Annotated in this window: 7 protein-coding genes; 3 read left to right on the forward strand and 4 right to left on the reverse strand. The window is 62.9% G+C overall.

The window, feature by feature from the left end; translation table 11 throughout:
- The first annotated feature begins 31 nt into the window (after positions 1–31).
- The 3 genes from AC4ANK_RS10520 (at position 32) to AC4ANK_RS10530 (ending at position 14,918) form a co-directional block, all read left to right on the forward strand.
- Positions 32–13,042 (forward strand): non-ribosomal peptide synthetase, encoded by a 13,011-nt coding sequence (locus AC4ANK_RS10520; RefSeq protein ID WP_460383003.1) that lies wholly within the window; start codon positions 32–34, stop codon positions 13,040–13,042.
- A gap of 163 nt (positions 13,043–13,205) precedes the next feature.
- Entirely contained in the window at positions 13,206–14,618 is a 1,413-nt protein-coding gene (locus AC4ANK_RS10525) for an aspartate aminotransferase family protein (protein ID WP_002552916.1), read from the forward strand.
- Between the two features lie 81 nt (positions 14,619–14,699).
- Positions 14,700–14,918: an MbtH family protein gene (locus tag AC4ANK_RS10530; protein WP_002552917.1), complete on the forward strand. Its 219-nt coding sequence runs from the start codon at positions 14,700–14,702 to the stop codon at positions 14,916–14,918.
- A gap of 221 nt (positions 14,919–15,139) precedes the next feature.
- Here AC4ANK_RS10530 and AC4ANK_RS10535 read toward each other — a convergent pair whose 3' ends face one another.
- From AC4ANK_RS10535 to AC4ANK_RS10550, 4 genes are read right to left on the reverse strand one after another with little or no spacing between them, the layout of a single operon-like run.
- Entirely contained in the window at positions 15,140–16,057 is a 918-nt protein-coding gene (locus AC4ANK_RS10535; RefSeq protein ID WP_031594923.1) for a metal ABC transporter substrate-binding protein, read from the reverse strand.
- Entirely contained in the window at positions 16,058–16,957 is a 900-nt protein-coding gene (locus AC4ANK_RS10540; protein WP_031594922.1) for a metal ABC transporter permease, read from the reverse strand.
- Complete coding sequence (locus tag AC4ANK_RS10545) at positions 16,957–17,721, reverse strand: metal ABC transporter ATP-binding protein (protein WP_002552919.1); 765 nt, start codon at positions 17,719–17,721, stop codon at positions 16,957–16,959. The genes AC4ANK_RS10540 and AC4ANK_RS10545 overlap by 1 nt, the downstream gene beginning before the upstream one ends.
- A complete protein-coding gene (locus tag AC4ANK_RS10550) occupies positions 17,718–18,650 on the reverse strand; it encodes a metal ABC transporter substrate-binding protein (protein ID WP_002552920.1) in 933 nt (310 codons plus the stop codon). The genes AC4ANK_RS10545 and AC4ANK_RS10550 overlap by 4 nt, the downstream gene beginning before the upstream one ends.
- Positions 18,651–18,655 lie beyond the last annotated feature (5 nt).

Raw genomic sequence — 18,655 nt, forward strand, 5'->3', positions numbered from 1 at the left:
CTGGCACGCCGAATCTAGCAGGAACTCCATCATGGATGCGTTTGAACTCCCCGACACTCTGGCCCAGGCTCTTCAGCGTCGCGCCTTGCACACGCCGGATCGGCTGGCGCTGCGTTTCCTCACCGACGAGAAAGACCAGGGGCTGGTGTTGACCTACCGTGACCTGGACCTGCGCGCGCGGACCATCGCTGCTGCGCTGCAACGTCAAGCCGTGCCGGGTGATCGGGCAATTCTGCTGTTTCACAGTGGGCCGGACTATGTCGCTGCGTTTTTCGGCTGCCTGTACGCCGGGGTCATTGCGGTGCCTGCTTACCCGCCGGAATCCAATCGTCGTCATCATCAGGAACGGCTGCTGTCGATCATCGCCGATGCCGAGCCACGGCTGGTACTGACCGGTTCCGACCTGCAGCCCGCCTTGCTGCAGATGGATGAGCTGGCTGCTGCCGATGCCCCGCAACTGCTCTGCGTCGATACGCTGAACAGTGCGTCTGCCGACAATTGGCAGGGGCCACAATTGCAGGCCGACGACATCGCGTTCCTGCAATACACCTCGGGCTCGACCGCCTTGCCCAAGGGCGTGCAGGTCAGCCATGGCAACCTGGTTGCCAACGAACTGTTGATTCGTCATGGCTTTGGCATCGACGTCAATCCGGACGACGTGATCGTCAGCTGGCTGCCGCTGTACCACGACATGGGCCTGATCGGCGGCTTGTTGCAGCCGATTTTCAGTGGCGTTCCGTGCATCCTTATGGCCCCCGCTTACTTCCTCACGCGGCCATTGCGCTGGCTGGAAGCTATCAGCGAATACGGCGGAACCATCAGCGGCGGGCCCGACTTTGCCTACCAGCTGTGCAGCGCGCGGGTCAGTGATTCGGCGCTGGAGCGGCTCGACCTGAGTCGCTGGCGCGTGGCGTATTCCGGCTCCGAGCCTATCCGCGAAGACAGCCTGAATGCGTTTGCCGATAAGTTCGCCAGTTGCGGCTTCACGCCGGACAGCTTCATGGCCTCCTACGGGCTGGCCGAAGCCACGCTGTACGTGGCGGGTGGCAAGCGCGGCAAGGGTATTCCTTCGCTGCGTTTGAATGCGCAGGCGCTGGCGCGCAATGTGGCAGAGTTGGGCGACGGTCAGCCGGTCATGAGTTGCGGCACCGGCCAGCCGGGGCATGGCGTATTGATTGCCGACCCCGCCACCCTGCAAGTGCTGGACGAAAACCGTATTGGCGAAGTGTGGGCCAGCGGGCCGAGCATCGCCCACGGTTACTGGCGCAACCCTGAAGCCACCGCCAAGGCGTTCGTCCAGCATGACGGCCAGACCTGGCTGCGCACCGGCGATCTGGGCTTTCAGCGGCATGGCGAGTTGTACATCACCGGTCGTTTGAAAGACATGCTGATCGTCCGTGGCCACAACCTGTACCCGCAGGACATCGAGAAAGTCGTCGAGCGCGAGGTCGATGTAGTACGCAAAGGCCGTATTGCGGCCTTTGCGGTCAATCAGGACGGTAGCGAAGGCATTGGGATCGCTGCCGAAGTGAGCCGCAGCGTGCAGAAAATGCTGTCCGCCGAGGCGCTGATAAAGATCATTCGCCAGGCCGTTGCCGAGGCGTTTCAAGAAGCGCCGAGCGTTGTGGTGTTGCTCAATCCGGGCGCTCTGCCCAAAACCTCCAGCGGCAAGTTGCAGCGCTCGGCCTGCCGCACGCGTTTGGCCGATGGCAGCCTGGACAGCTACGCGGTGTTTCCCGCGAACAATACAACGCATCAAAACCGGACCCTGAGCACAGGATCGGACCTGCAAGCTCAGATCGCCAGCGTCTGGTGCGAGCATTTGCAATGTGAGCAGGTCAGCGCCGACGATCATTTCTTCCTGCTGGGCGGCAACTCCATCGTCGCCACCCAGGTAGTGGCCCGTTTGCGTGAAACACTGGGCATTGACCTTAACCTGCGCCTGCTGTTTGAAGCGCCGACGCTGGCCGCCTTTGCGGCGCAGATCGAAGCGCTTCAAATCGCCGCATCGCAAGGCGACAGCCAGACGCAGAACGCTATCGTCCGCCTGCCGGGCAACGAGCATCTGCCACAATCGCTGGCACAGAACCGCCTGTGGTTCCTTTGGCAACTTGACCCGCAAAGCAGCGCCTACAACATTCCCGGTGGTCTGTACCTGCGTGGCGAACTGGACACCACGGCGTTGCGTACCAGCTTCCAGCGCCTGATCGAGCGCCATGAATCGCTGCGCACGCGCTTCTATGAGCATGATGGTGTCGCCCTGCAGCGCATCGACGCGCCCGGTGAGTTCCATTTCGACACTCTGGATATCAGCGACCTGCCGAGCGACGAACGCCAGACGCGTGCGCTGGCGATCCGCGAAGAGCAGGCGCGTCTGCCATTCGATCTGCAAAACGGCCCGTTGCTGCGCGTTACGCTGCTGCGACTGGACGAGGAAGAGCATCAGTTGCTGGTCACGCTGCACCACATCATTGCCGATGGCTGGTCGCTGAATGTGCTGATCGACGAATTCTCGCGGCTCTATGCGTCGGCTGTTCAGGGGCAGCCACTGGAACTGGCACCTCTGCCACTGCGTTACGCCGACTATGGCCAATGGCAGCGCGAATGGCTGGCAAACGGCGAGGCCGAGCGCCAGCTCGACTACTGGAAGCAGCAACTGGGCGATGAGCAGCCGACCCTGGAGTTGAGCACTGATCGTCCGCGCTCGACACATCAGCAGCACAGCGCTTCGCGTTACAGCCTGCGCCTGAGTGCCGAGCTGAGCGCCGCCGTACGCAACACCGCGCAAGCGTGGCAATCGACGTCGTTCATGCTCTTGCTGGCGGGCTTCCAGGCCTTGTTGCATCGCTACAGCGGGCAGACCGACATTCGCATCGGCGTGCCCGGTGCCAACCGTCCTCGTCATGAAACCCAGGGCCTGATCGGCTTCTTCATCAACACCCTGGTGCTGCGTGCGCAACTCGATCCGCGCCTGCCGTTTTCCACACTGCTGGCCCAGACCCGCCAGGCCGCGCTGGACGCTCAGGCGCATCAGGACGTGCCGTTCGAACAACTGGTCGAAGCGTTTCCGCAGGCCCGCGAACACGGGCTGTTTCAAGTCATGTTCAACCACCAGCAACGCGACCTCGGCGCACTGCGTCGTCTGCCGGGGCTGCTCGCCGAAGAACTGCCGTGGCACAGCCGCGAGGCCAAGTTCGACCTGCAACTGCACAGCGAGGAAGACCGTAAGGGTCGCCTCAATCTGTCCTTCGATTACGCCGACGAGCTGTTCGAGCGCGACACCATCGTGCGTCTGGCGCGGCACTACGTTCAGTTGCTGACCCAGGTCAGTCAGCAGGCGCAGGTCGCGCTGGGCGACGTGCAATTACTTGGCGCTGACGAGCTGGCCGAACAGGCGCAGTGGAGCGCTGCCGCCTGCACGCCTGCACACGTCTGGCTGCCTGAAATGCTGGAGCGTCAGGCGCTGCAAACCCCGGAACGCATCGCGCTGGTGTGGGAGGGCGGCAGCCTCGATTTCGCCAGCCTGCATGCCCAGGCCAACCGTCTGGCGCATTACCTGCGCGACAAGGGCGTCGGCCCGGACGTCAAGGTGGCAATCGCCGCCGAGCGTTCGCCGCAACTGTTGATCGGTCTGTTGGCAATCCTCAAGGCCGGGGGCGCCTACGTGCCGCTGGACCCGGATTACCCGATTGAACGACTGGCGTACATGCTGCAAGACAGCGGCGTCGAGCTGCTGTTGACCCAGAGCCATCTGCTCGGCGACCTGCCGAGCGCAGACGGGGTCTGCACGGTTGCGATGGACATGCTGCACCTGGACAGCTGGCCGGTCAGCGCGCCGGGCCTGCACCTGCACGGCGACAACCTGGCCTACGTGATTTACACCTCCGGCTCCACCGGTCAGCCCAAAGGCGTCGGCAACACCCACGCGGCACTGGCCGACCGCCTGCAATGGATGCAGGACACTTATGGGCTGGATGAAAGCGACGTGCTGATGCAGAAGGCACCGATCAGCTTTGACGTGTCGGTCTGGGAATGCTTCTGGCCGCTGATTACCGGTTGCCGCCTGCTACTGGCAGGCCCCGGCGAACACCGCGACCCGCATCGCATCGCGCAACTGGTCAACGAGCACGGTGTGACCACGCTGCACTTTGTGCCGCCCCTGTTGCAGCTGTTTGTCGACGAGCCGCTGGCGCAGCAATGCACCAGCCTGCGTCGCCTGTTCTCTGGCGGCGAAGCGTTGCCGAGCGAACTGCGCAACCGGGTGCTGGAGCATCTGCCGGGCGTACAACTGCACAACCGTTATGGCCCGACCGAAACTGCGATCAACGTCACCCATTGGCAATGTCAGGTTAGCGACGGCCTGCGTTCACCGATTGGTCGTCCGCTGGGTAACGTGCTGTGCCGGGTGCTGGATAGCGAGCTCAACCCGCTGCCGCGCGGGGTTGCCGGGGAACTGTGCATCGGTGGCATCGGCTTGGCGCGTGGCTACCTGAATCGTCCGGACCTGACCGCCGAACGCTTTATCGCCGATCCGCTGGGCCAGCCGGGTGAGCGCTTGTACCGCACCGGCGACCTGGTGCGCTGGGCCGCTGACGGTGCGCTGGAATACCTTGGGCGTCTGGATCAGCAGGTCAAACTGCGTGGCTTCCGCGTCGAACCGCAGGAGATCGAAGCCCGTCTGCTGACCCAGCCGGGTGTTGGTCATGCTGCCGTGCTGGTGCGCGAAACCGCTGCGGGCCCGCAACTGATCGGTTACTACACCGCCGAAGCCGGGCAGGACGCTCAGGCCGAGCGCATCAAATCGGCGCTGGCTCTGGAACTTCCGGATTACATGGTCCCGGCGCAGCTGGTGCGCCTCGACAACATGCCGCTGAGCCCGAGTGGCAAGCTGGATCGACGCGCCTTGCCCGAGCCGCAATGGCAGACTCACGAGCATGTCGAGCCACAAACCGACCTGCAAAAGCAGATCGCCGCTGTCTGGCGCCAGGTGCTGGGCGTGCCGCGCGTCGGCCTGCGCGACGACTTTTTCAAGCTGGGCGGGCACTCGTTGCTGGCCACGCAGATCATTTCCCGCGTGCGTCAGGCCTGCGATATCGATTTGCCGTTGCGTGCGCTGTTCGAAGCCAGCGAGCTGGGCGCGTTTGTCGAACAGGTTCAAACCATTCAGCTGTCGGGCGAGCGCAGCAGCCTGCAACCGATCGCCCGTGTCGACCGCAGTCAACCGGTGCCGCTGTCCTATTCGCAACAGCGCATGTGGTTTCTCTGGCAGATGGAACCGGACAGCCCGGCATACAACGTCGGCGGCATGGCACGCTTGAACGGCGTGCTCGATATCGAACGTTTCGAAGCCGCGCTGCAAGCCTTGATCCTGCGCCACGAAACCCTGCGCACCACCTTCCCGAGCGTCAACGGCGTAGCCTGCCAGAAGGTCAGCGAACAGACCGGCCTGCGCGTGCAATGGCAGGATTACTCAGCGCTGCCTGCCGAGCTTCGTCAGCAGCGCCTTCGGGCTTTGGCCGACAGCGAGGCGCACCAGCCTTTTGATCTGGAGACCGGTCCGCTGCTGCGTGCCTGTCTGGTCAAGGCGGCTGATCTTGAGCATTACTTCGTTCTGACCCTGCACCACATCGTCACCGAAGGCTGGGCGATGGACATTTTCGCTCGCGAACTGGGCCTGCTCTACGAAGCATTTCTGCAAGGCAAGCCGTCGCCGCTGGAACCGCTGGCGGTGCAATATCTGGATTACAGTGTCTGGCAGCGTCAGTGGATGGAGGCGGGCGAGCGCCAGCGCCAGCTGGATTACTGGACCGCGCAGTTGGGTAACGAGCATCCGCTGCTGGAACTGCCCGCTGACCGGCCACGCCCAGCGGTACAAAGTCATCAGGGCGAACTGTACCGTTTCGACCTGAATCCCGAACTGGCCGCTAAAGTCCGCGCGTTCAATGCGCGCAATGGCTTGACCCTGTTCATGACCATGACCGCCACACTGGCGGTGCTGCTCTACCGTTACAGCGGCCAGAATGACCTGCGCATCGGTGCGCCGGTGGCCAACCGCATCCGTCCGGAAAGCGAAGGGCTGATCGGCGCGTTCCTCAACACCCAGGTGCTGCGCGTTCAGCTTGACGGGCAAATGAGCGTTGCGCAGCTGTTCGAACAGGTTCGTCACACCGTCATTGAAGGCCAGTCGCATCAGGACCTGCCGTTCGATCATCTGGTCGAAGCCCTGCAACCGCCACGCAGCGCGGCCTACAACCCGCTGTTCCAGGTGATGTGCAACGTGCAGCGCTGGGAATTCCAGCAAAGTCGCGAGCTGGCGGGCATGACCGTTGACTATCTGGTCAACGATGCGCGTGCCACCAAATTCGACCTCAACCTGGAGGTCACTGAGCTGGATCACCGCTTGGGTTGCTGCCTGACCTACAGCACCGATCTGTTCGACGAGCCGCGCATCGCGCAAATGGCCGGGCACTGGCTGAACCTGCTACAAGCACTGCTCGCCGACCCGCAACAGCGCCTAAGTGAACTGCCGCTGTTGCAGGACGCCGAACGTCAGCAACTGCTCGACAGCCTGGGCGTCGAAGCCGGCGAACAACGGCTTGATCAGTGCATTCACAGCCTGTTCGCCGAGCAGGCCCGGCTGCGCGCAGATGCGCCTGCGTTGACCTTTGCCGGGGAAACCCTGAGCTACGCCGAGCTGGACGCCCGCGCCAACCAACTGGCCGGAATGCTGCGCCAGCGCGGCGTCGGCCCGCAGGTTCGCGTCGGCCTGGCGCTGCCGCGTTCGCTGGATATGGTTGTCGGCCTGCTGGCGATCCTCAAGGCCGGTGGTGCCTACGTGCCACTGGACCCGGAATATCCGTTGGAACGCCTGCACTACATGATCGAAGACAGCGGCGTCGGCCTGCTGTTGAGCGACCGTGCGCTGTTTGCCGCGCTGGGCGAGCTGCCTGCCGGTGTGGCCCGCTGGTGCCTGGAAGACGATCAGCCGCTGCTGGCGTCTTTCTCAACCGATGAACTGCCGTTTATCAGCCTGCCGCAGCATCAGGCGTACCTGATTTACACCTCCGGCTCTACCGGCAAGCCCAAGGGCGTGGTGGTGTCCCACGGTGAAATCGCCATGCATTGTCAGGCGGTGATTCGTCGCTTCGACATGCAGCCCGATGACTGCGAACTGCATTTCTATTCGATCAACTTCGATGCCGCCACTGAGCGCCTGCTGGTGCCACTGCTCAGCGGTGCGCGCGTGGTATTGCGCGCCCAAGGCCAGTGGGACGCCGAAGAAATCTGCACACTGATTCGCCAGCAGCAGGTCAATATTCTCGGCTTCACCCCCAGCTATGGCAGCCAGTTGGCGCAGTGGCTGGCCACTCAAGGCCAGACCTTGCCGGTGCGCATGTGCATCACCGGCGGTGAAGCGCTGACCGGTGAACACTTGCAGCGTATTCGCGCAGTCTTCCAGCCGGAACTGTTGTTCAACGCCTATGGCCCGACCGAAGCCGTGGTCATGCCGTTGGCCAGCCTGGCCCCGCAGCAATTGGAAGAGGGCGAAGCCAGCGTACCGATCGGTCGTGTGGTCGGGGCGCGGGTTGCCTATATTCTCGACGCCGATCTGGCCCTGGTGCCACAGGGCGCGAGCGGCGAACTGTATATCGGCGGTGCCGGTCTGGCGCAGGGCTACCATCAGCGTCCCGGCATGAGCGCCGAGCGCTTCGTGGCCGACCCGTTTGCCAGCAACGGCGGGCGTCTGTATCGCACCGGTGACCTGGTGCGCCAGCGCGCCGACGGGCTGGTGGAGTACCTGGGGCGTATCGACCATCAGGTGAAGATCCGCGGCTTCCGTATCGAACTGGGGGAAATCGAAACCCGTTTGCTGGAACACGAGGCCATCCGCGAAACCGTGGTGCTGGCGCTGGACACGCCGTCGGGCAAGCAACTGGCGGGTTATCTGGTCAGTGATGTGGCCGGGCAGGGCGACGAGCAGCAGGCGCAATTGCGTGAATCGCTCAAGTCGCACCTCAAGGCGCAATTGCCGGATTACATGGTGCCAACCCACCTGATTCTGCTCGACAGCATGCCGCTGACCGCCAACGGCAAGCTCGATCGACGCGCATTGCCTGCACCGGACCCGGAACTCAATCGTCAGCATTACGTAGCCCCGGCCAGTGAACTGGAGCAACAGCTGGCAGCGATCTGGTGTACGGTGCTGAACGTGGAGAAAGTCGGCCTCAACGACAACTTCTTCGAACTGGGCGGCGATTCGATCCTGTCGATTCAGGTGGTCAGCCGGGCGCGTCAGGTGGGTATTCATTTCAGCCCGCGTGATCTGTTCCAGCACCAGACCGTGCAGACCCTGGCCGCCGTGGCGACCGCCAGCGAACTGATTCAGGCTGAACAGGGCTTACTGCAAGGCGCATCCGCGCTGACGCCGATCCAGCACTGGTTCTTCGACACGCCGATTCCCGAGCGTCAGCACTGGAACCAGTCGCTGGTGCTGGAGCCGCTCACTGCACTCGACCCGCGTCTGCTGGAGCAGGCATTGCGTGCACTGCTCGAACAGCATGACGCCCTGCGCCTGAGCTTCACCGGGCAAAACGGCAAATGGCAGGCTGAACACCGTGCAGTGACGGCAGAAACCCTGTTGATACAGGCGCAGGTCGCCGACATGGCCGAATGTGCCGCGCTGTACGCCGACACCCAGCGCAGCCTCGACCTGCAAAACGGCCCGCTGTTACGCGCCTTGCTGGTCGATGGTCCGCAGGGTCAGCAACGTCTGCTGATGGTCATTCACCACCTGGTGGTCGATGGCGTTTCGTGGCGGGTGCTGCTCGACGATTTGCAAACTGCCTATCGACAGTTGAGCGAAGCAACGCCAGTGCGCTTTGCCGCCAAGACCAGTGCGTTCCGTGACTGGGCCGCACGTTTGCAGGCCTACGCGGGTAACGAATCGTTACGTGAAGAGCTGCACGTATGGCAGCGTCAGCTTGGCGGTCCTGTGGCGCAGTTGCCGTGCCACAACCCGCAGGGCGGCCAGCAGAATCGTCATGCGCAAACCGTCAGCGTGCGGCTGGATGCTGAACGTACCCGACAACTGCTGCAACAGGCACCCAGCGCATACCGCACTCAGGTCAACGACCTGCTGCTGACGGCGCTGGCGCAAGTGGTCTGCCGCTGGAGCGGGCAACCATCGACGCTGGTCCAGCTGGAAGGGCACGGCCGCGAAACCCTGTTTGACGACATCGACCTGACCCGTACGGTCGGCTGGTTCACCAGCGCTTATCCGCTGCGCCTCACGCCAGCAGTGGCTGGCGATGCAGCGCCGGGGGAGTCGATCAAGGCGATCAAGGAGCAGCTGCGTCAGGTGCCGCACAAAGGCCTGGGCTATGGCGTGCTGCGCTATCTGGCCGAGAGTGCCAGTAAAGCCGCCATGCAGGCGCTGCCGGTGGCACCGATCACCTTCAACTACCTCGGTCAGTTCGACCAGAGCTTCACCAGCGATGCGTTGTTCCGTCCGCTGGAAGAGTCAGCGGGCGCGGCCCACGATCCGCATGCGCCGCTGCCCAACGAGCTGAGCATCGACAGCCAGGTGTATGGCGGCGAACTGCTGCTGCGCTGGACTTTCAGTGCCGAGCGTTATCAACCCGCCGCCATCGAAGCGCTGGCGCAGGATTACCTGGCCCGGTTGCAGGCGCTGATTGCCCATTGCCTGAGCGATGGCAGCGGTGGCCTGACGCCTTCGGACTTCCCGCTGGCCGATCTGGATCAGGCGCAACTCGACGCACTGCCGGTCGCTGCGACGCACATCGAGGACGTCTACCCGCTGACACCAATGCAGGAGGGCATGCTGCTGCACACCCTGCTGGAACCGGGCACCGGCCTGTATTACATGCAGGACCGCTATCGCATCAACAGCGCGCTCGACCCAGAGCGTTTCGCCCAGGCCTGGCAGGCGGTGATCGCCCGTCATGAAGCGCTGCGTGCGTCGTTCTGCTGGGACATCGGCGAAACCATGCTGCAGGTCATCCACAAGCCGGGTAGCACGCCGATTGATTATCTGGACTGGCGTGATGTGCCGCAGGACCAGCAGGAGCCGCGTTTGCAGGCATTTCTCAAGTCCGAGCGCGAAGCCGGTTTCAATCTGCTCGATCAGCCGCCGTTCCACCTGCGCCTGATTCGCGTCGATGAAGCGCGCTACTGGTTCATGATGAGCAACCACCACATCCTCATCGATGCCTGGTGCCGTTCGCTGCTGATGAACGACTTCTTCGATATCTACACTGCGCTGGGCGAAGGTCGTGAAGCACAACTGACGCCTGCACCGCGTTATCGCGACTACATTGGCTGGCTGCAACGCCGTGGCCTGGCGCAGGCGCGTGACTGGTGGCAAGACAACCTGCACGGCTTCGAACGGCCGACGCCGATCCCCAGCGACCGGCCGTTCCTGCGTGAACATGCGGGCGACAGCGGCGGCATGGTCGTGGGCGATTGCTATACCCGTCTCGATGAGCGCGACGGCGCACGACTGCGCGAGCTGGCGCAGCAGCATCAACTGACCGTCAACACCTTCGCCCAGGCAGCGTGGGCATTGACCCTGCGGCGTATGAGCGGTGATCGCGACGTGGTGTTCGGCGTCACGGTGGCCGGTCGTCCGGTGGAACTGCCGCAAATGCAGCGCACCGTTGGGCTGTTCATCAACACCATCGCGCTGCGCGTCGGCATGCCCGGCGACGATCAGCGTTGCAGCGTGCGCCAGTGGCTGAGCCAGTTGCTGGACAGCAACATGCAACTGCGCGAGTACGAATACCTGCCGCTGGTGACCATTCAGGAAAACAGCGAACTGCCCAAAGGCCAGCCGCTGTTCGACAGCCTGTTCGTGTTCGAGAACGCACCGGTGGAAGTTTCGGTGCTCGACCGTGCGCAAAGCCTCAACGCCACGTCGGATTCCGGTCGCACCCACACCAACTATCCGCTGACGGCCGTCTGCTATCCGGGCGATGATCTGGGCCTGCACCTGTCTTACGACCAGCGTTATTTCGATGAGTCCACCGTGCAGAACATGCTCGGCGAGTTCAAGCGTCTGCTGCTGGCGCTGATCGAGGGCTTCCACGGCGACATGAGCGAATTGGCACTGGTCAGCGAGCAGGAGCGCACGTTCCTGATCGAGGGCTGCAACCAGAGCGAGCACGCGTACCCGCTGGATAAAAGCTACGTCGAACTGTTCGAAGCGCAGGTCGAAGCACATCCGCAGCGCATTGCGGTCAGTTGCCTGGATCGCCAGCTCAGTTATGCCGAGCTGAATATTGCCAGCAACCGTCTGGGCCATGCCCTGATCGAGGCCGGTGTCAGTTTCGATCAGCCGGTTGCCTTGCTCGCCGAGCGTGGCGTTGAACTGCCGGGCATGATCATCGGCAGCTTCAAGGCCGGTGGCGGTTACCTGCCGCTGGACCCGGCGCTGCCCGATTCGCGACTGAGCGGCATCATCGGCCAGAGCGGCACGCCGCTGCTGGTGTGCAGCGCGCAATGTCTGGAACAGGGCAGGGCACTACTTGAAGCGCTGCCCGAGTCCGCTCGTCCGCAGTTGCTGGTCTGGGAAACTGTGCAGCAGCGCGAATCAGCGCAGCACAACCCCGGCCGCTACAGCGCACCGGATAACCTCGCTTACGTGATCTTCACCTCCGGCTCCACCGGGCTGCCGAAGGGCGTGATGGTCGAGCAGCGCGGCATGCTCAACAACCAGTTGAGCAAGGTGCCGTACCTGAGCCTGAGCGAAAGAGATGTCATCGCCCAGACCGCTTCGCAGAGTTTCGACATCTCGGTCTGGCAGTTCCTCGCTGCGCCGCTGTTTGGCGCGCGGGTGGACATTGTGCCGAACGACATCGCCCGCGACCCGCAGGCCTTGTTGGCGCATGTGCAGGCCCAGCGCATCAGCGTGCTGGAAAGCGTGCCGTCGCTGATAACCGGCCTGCTCGCCGAGCAACAGGCAACACTTGACAGCCTGCGCTGGATGCTGCCTACCGGCGAAGCCATGCCGCCCGAGCTGGCCAGCCAGTGGCTGCAACGCTACCCGCAGATCGGTCTGGTGAATGCCTACGGCCCGGCTGAGTGTTCCGACGACGTGGCGTTCTTCCGCGTTGATGCAGCGTCCACACGCAGCGCTTATCTGCCGATCGGTTCGCCGACCGACAACAACCGCCTGTACCTGCTCGACGAAGCGCTGGACCTCGTGCCGCTGGGCGCAGTGGGTGAGCTGTGCGTGGCCGGGGCCGGAGTCGGCCGTGGTTACGTCGCTGATCCCTCGCGCAGCGTGCCGGTGTTCGTGCCGCATCCGTTCGGTGCACCGGGCGAGCGTCTATACCGCACCGGTGACCTGGCGCGGCGGCGCAAGGACGGCGTGCTGGAATACGTCGGCCGGGTCGACCATCAGGTGAAGATTCGCGGTTATCGCATCGAGCTGGGCGAAATCGAAACCCGCGTGCTGGAGCATTCGGCGATCCGCGAGACGGTGGTGCTGGACGTCGACGGTCCGCTGGGCAAAGTGCTGGCGGCCTATCTGGTGCCAAGCGCTGCCACGCAGGATCCCGATGCGCTACGAGACGAGCTGAAAAACCACCTCAAAGCCAGCCTGCCGGACTACATGGTGCCTGCGCATCTGGTGATTCTGGAGGCCATGCCACTGACGCCGAACGGCAAGCTTGACCGCAAGGCCTTGCCTGCGCCGGACGTCAGTCAGGCGCAGCAGGAATACCTCGCGCCGCAGACCGAGATGGAGCAGCAACTGGCGACCATCTGGGCCGATGTGCTCAAGGTCGAGCGGGTGGGCATTACCGACAACTTCTTCGAGTTGGGAGGGCACTCGCTGCTCGCTACCCAGGTCGTCACCCGTGCGCAGAAGCTGTTGCAGCGCAACGTGCCATTGCGGGCGATGTTCGAATTCAACACCGTTCAGGCGTTGGCCGAGCATCTGCAAAGCCTTGGCGGAGCGCAGGTCGACGAGCAGAAATTCGACCGTCTGGCGGACTTGATGGCGGAACTGGAAGGGCTCTGATCGGCCTCTCGTCGGCGCGCTGGCGTTGCGGATAAAAAACTCGTTACCGGGTGTAAATCCGCAGCTCGCTGGCGCGTTTTCAAGGGAAGGAATAAACGCCTGAACCCGCATGACCAACCGTCATGCATCAGGTCATTCAACCAGCGTATTGAGGGTTGCACAGATGTCAGTTGCTACCAGGCTTATCGATGATCAGTTGACACGGGTTGCCCCGGCAGCGGCTGAAACGCTCTATCAATTCGAAGAGTCGCCATTGCTGGCGCGGCAAAATCGCCAGGAATCCAATGCGCGCAGTTACCCGCGGCGCATCCCGCTGGCGCTCAAGCGAGCCAAGGGCATTCACGTCGAGGACGTCGAAGGGCGGCGCTTCATCGATTGCCTGGCAGGTGCGGGCACGCTGGCATTGGGGCATAACCATCCTGTGATCATCGAAGCGATTCAGCAGGTGATCAGTGATGAGTTGCCGCTGCACACCCTGGACCTGACCACACCAGTCAAAGACCAGTTCGTTCAGGACCTGTTCGGCCTGCTGCCGCAACAACTGGCCGATGACGCGAAGATACAGTTCTGTGGCCCGACCGGTACCGATGCAGTGGAAGCCGCGCTGAAACTGGTACGCACTGCCACTGGACGCAGCACGGTGCTGTCGTTTCAGGGCGGTTATCACGGCATGAGCCAGGGCGCGTTGAGCCTGATGGGCAGCCTGGGGCCGAAAAAGCCGCTCGGCGCGTTGCTCGGCACAGGCGTGCAGTTTCTGCCGTACCCCTATGATTACCGCTGCCCGTTCGGGCTCGGCGGCGAACAGGGCGTGCGCGCCAACCTGCATTATCTGGAGAACCTGCTCAACGACCCGGAAGCCGGTGTGCAGTTGCCTGCAGCGGTCATTCTTGAAGTGGTGCAGGGCGAGGGCGGGGTCATTCCTGCTGACCTTGACTGGTTGCGCGGCGTGCGGCGTATTACTGAAAAGGCCGGTGTGGCGCTGATTGTCGATGAAATCCAGAGCGGTTTTGCCCGCACCGGCAAGATGTTCGCCTTCGAACACGCCGGGATCATCCCGGACGTCATGGTCATGTCCAAAGCCATCGGCGGCAGCCTGCCGCTGGCGGTGGTGGTTTATCGGTCATGGCTCGACACCTGGCTGCCGGGCGCCCACGCCGGAACTTTCCGTGGCAACCAGATGGCGATGGCTACCGGTTCGGCGGTAATGCGCTATCTTCAGGAACACAATATTTGCGAGCACGCGACGGCGATGGGCGCGCGTCTGTCCAGGCACTTGCATGCCTTGCAGCGTGACTTCCCGCAACTGGGCGATATTCGCGGGCGCGGGCTGATGCTGGGTGTCGAGCTGGTCGATCCGGCCGGTGTGCGCGATGCGCAGGGTCATCCGCCGGTATTTGCCCGTCTGGCCCCGCTGGTCCAGCGCGAATGCCTCAAGCGCGGGCTGATTCTGGAACTGGGTGGTCGACACGGCAGCGTAGTGCGCTTCCTGCCACCGCTGGTGATCACCGCCGAGCAGGTCGACGAAGTGGCCGAAATCTTTGGTCGCGCACTCAACGCCGCTGTCGCACAGCTTTAATTTTTCGACGTAGCGATACGTTCAATCCCTATAGCTGCTATGAATTGGCACAGCAGCACTGAACCAACACGGAGAGCAGCAATGACTTCAGTATTCGATCGGGAAGACATCGTCTTTCAAGTTGTGGTCAACCACGAAGAACAGTATTCGATCTGGCCCGACTACAAAGCCATCCCCACCGGCTGGCGCACCGTTGGCAAAAGCGGCTTCAAGAAAGAGTGCCTGGCCTACATCGAAGAAGTCTGGACCGACATGCGCCCCCTGAGCCTGCGCCAGAAAATGGAAGCGCAGACGGCCTGATTGGCTGGTAGACCAACCAGGCTATCGTGCGACGCTCCGCGTCGTCATGCCGTTCTGGACGCTCTGCGTCCTCTTTGCGACGCAGAGCGTCGCGACCTGCATTCCCACGCTGGAGCGTGCGGAACGATAATCTCAACTATCGTGCCGATGCTCCGCGTCCTCTTGCGACCCAGAGCGTCATGAACTGCATTCCCCACGCTGGAGCGTGAGCAACGATAAGCTCACCCCTTGCCAGCCAGCACCTCGATAACCCCCTGAATATCCCCCTGCAACTCCGCCAGCGGATCAGCGCCATCAATCCCCAACACCAGCAACGTGCTGCCTGCCGCTTCAATTGCAGACTTCACCGGTTCTGGCGGCTGACGATGATCAAGCACCAGCGCCACGTCGTTATTCTTGAGGGTCGCGCTCAGTTTGCTCAATGCCTCGGGCGTCCACTGTTCGTCGGTCAGCACCTGGCTGTCGATCAGCTCCAGATTCAGCCCGTTGATCAGGTAGCCGAAGCGGTCTGACAAACTCACCACACTTAAATTGTCGTCACCGGCCAGTGCCGCTTCGCTGCTGGCACTCAGCTTGAGCAGTTGCTGCTTGAACGCCGCCAGATTGGCCTCGATCTTCGGCTTCGCACTCGGTGCCAGGCGCACCAGGTCCGCCGCCAGCACATCGGCCATGCGCCCCATGTTGTTGCTCGCCAGCCACGGCTGACTGTTCAGCCCGTCAGTGCCCTGACCCGGCTGCACAGCAATCCCCGGCAAACCACCGTCCACCGGCCGCGCCGCATCAATCTCGACGATGCGAATATTGCTGCGGCGCGCATTAGGGTAAAGCGGGTCATCGGCCCAGATCGAACGCAAGCCGATTACCGCGTCGGCATTGCTCGCCAGCCCGCGCAATGCATCGGCCCCACGCCCGGTGAAATACGCCGTCTGACGCGAGCCGGGCAGGTTGGCCGCGGCAGCGCGTTCCAGCATGACACCGCTGTCCTTGAGCAGAATTTCCCCCAGCCCGTAGGTAATCGGCAGGCTGGCCAGCACCCGTACCGGTTGAGCGCTGTCGGCTTTGGCGTCGGCGGCATACAGGCTGTTGCTGAACAGGCCGGTCATGGCCAGCGCCAGGGTCAATGTGCGTAAAGTAGGCATTTATCCAATATTCCCTTTCAGGGCGGGCAGCGTGCCGCGGGCGATGGCGGCCAGGGCAAAGGCAACGCCAGCCACCAGAATGATCGCCGCGCCGGACGGCACAGGCAGGTCGAAGACGATAGGCAGCAGAATGCCGCACAGGGTGCTGACGGTTGCGATAGCCACTGAAATCCAGAGAAAGCCTTTCAGCGACTGGCTCAACAGCCGTGCCGCCGCCGCTGGAATCACCAGCAACGCACCGACCAGAATCGCGCCGATGACTTTCACGGCGGCAACGGTGATCAGTGTGACCAGAATCACGAACAGGTAATCCAGCGCCTTCACTGCCACGCCGCGCACCGCAGCCAGTTGCGGATTGAAGCTGGCCAGCATGATGCGGTTGTACAACGGCAGGCTCAGGCCCATGACCAGCGAACCAACGATCAGCAACACCAGCAGGTCATTGCCGTTGACAGTCAGTACCGAGCCGAACAGCACGTTTTCCAGAATGTGCACGTTGATCTTGCCGGCCAGCACCAGCAGCAGGCTTGCGCCGAGCGCCAGGGACACCGAGAGGAACACGCCAATCAGCGTGTCCGGTGCCAGTCCGGTGCGGTTGCGCAGGTAGTTGAGGACGATACCGAACAGCAGGCAATAGCCGAACAGCGCGCCATAAGGCCCGGTGTACGGCTCACCGAGCAGAATGCCGATGGCCACGCCGGTCAGTGCCGCATGGCCCACCGCTTCGGAGAAGAACGCAAAGCGCTTGACCACGACCAGCGTGCCCAGACCGCCCAGCACCGGGCCGATCAACAGGCCCGCAAGCAGGGCGTTGACCACAAAGCCATAGGCCAGCGCTTCGGGCAGATAGCCGGATGAGGCGAGGCCCTGAATGAACAGACGAAACGTTTCGTAATCCATCACGCGACGCTCCCGTTAACAGCATCGGCAGTGCGCGGATGAGCAGAAAACAACGTCAGCAGGCGTTCCGGAGTCAGTGCCGTGGCGGCAGGCTCGTCGAACAATACGCGGCGATTGAGCCCGGTCACCTGATCCGCCAGACGCCGCACCGCATCCAGATCGTGCTCGATCCACAGCACGGTAATACCGCTTCGGCGCCAGTCACCGAGCAGGCGCTCGAAAACTTGAATCCCTGCCTCATCCAGAGCCGACATCGGCTCATCCAGCACCAGTAATTGCGGCGCAGGAATCAGCCCCTGCGCCAGCAGCACACGCTGCCGCTCACCACCGGACAACGCGCCCATGCGCCGCTTGCGCTTGTCCTGCATGCCGACCCGTTCCAGCGCATCGCCGATTGCTGCCGCGTAGTGTTTCGACAAGCCCATAAACGCCGGGCGTCGTTGGCACATGGCAGCCATGAAATCGTCGACGGTCATCGGCAGGCCGCGATCGAACTCCAGCGCCTGCGGCACATAGCCAATCAGGCCCGGCGCGGCAGGCCATTGCAGGCTCAATTGGCCTTGATGCGGTGTCTGCCCGAGCAGGGTCTTGATCAGCGAGCTTTTGCCGCCGCCGTTCGGCCCGACCAGCGCGTGTACGCTGCCAGCGCGCACGTTGAAATGCACGCGGTCGAGAATCGTTGTGCGGCCCAGGTTCAGGCTCACCTGGTTGAACTCTATGCCTGGCCCCTGGCTGACGATGTCGAGGTTCTGCGCGACAGTCATGTGCCCGACTCCTGAATGGCCCGCACCACGGTGTCGAGGTTGCCGGCCATTTCCTTCTCGTACTTGTCGGCGGTGTATTCGCCATAGGAAATGTGCGACAGCGGGTACAGTTTGACCCCGGATTCACGCTGGATGGTGTCGACGTAAGTGGACGGGAAATCCATCTCCGAGAAGATCACCTTCACGTCCAGTTCGCGCAGTTGGTCGATGGTCTTTTTCAACTGGCTCGGGCTGGGCTCGATGCCATGTGCCGGTTCCACCACTGCTGTCACTTCCAGGCCGAATTCACGCAGCAGGTAGTCGTAGGCGGCATGTACCGTGGCCACGCGCAGGTCGGCGTTGGGGGCCTTGGTCAGTTTGGCGAGGGCGTCGGCGCGCATCTGCCGCAGTCGCTTGCCATAGGCGCGGGCGTTGGCGGTGTAGGTTTTGGCGTTGTCCGGGTCCAGCTTGCCCAGCTCGCGGGCGATGTTGTTGACCTGGGCGATGGACGCGCTGATCGACAGAAAGGTGTGCGGGTTGACCACCTTGCCTGCGCCGCGTGCTGCAACCCCGGTGGCGGCCAGCAACGGTACGTCGGCGTTGGCTTCGATGGTCTTGATGTTCGGCGTTTCGCTGGCCGCGATCATGCGGTCGGCGAAATCGTCGTGCCCGACGCCATTGAGCACGATCACGTCCAGCGAACCGATGCGCTTGATGTCCTCGGCGCGCGGTTCGTAGGCATGCGGGTTGAAACCGGCCGGGATCAGCGGCACGACGTCGGCCTTGTCACCGACAATATTGCTCACGTAGCTGTAATACGGGCGCAGCGTGATGCCGATGCGCAGGCGCTTGGCCGGGTCGGCGGCGTAGCTGGACGGTGCCAGCAGGGCGGCAAACAACCCCACCAGCAGGACGCGCAGCAAGGGACGGCGTTTGAATGAAATAGGCATGGGCA

The sequence above is a fragment of the Pseudomonas sp. Pmew2 genome (assembly GCF_058129885.1).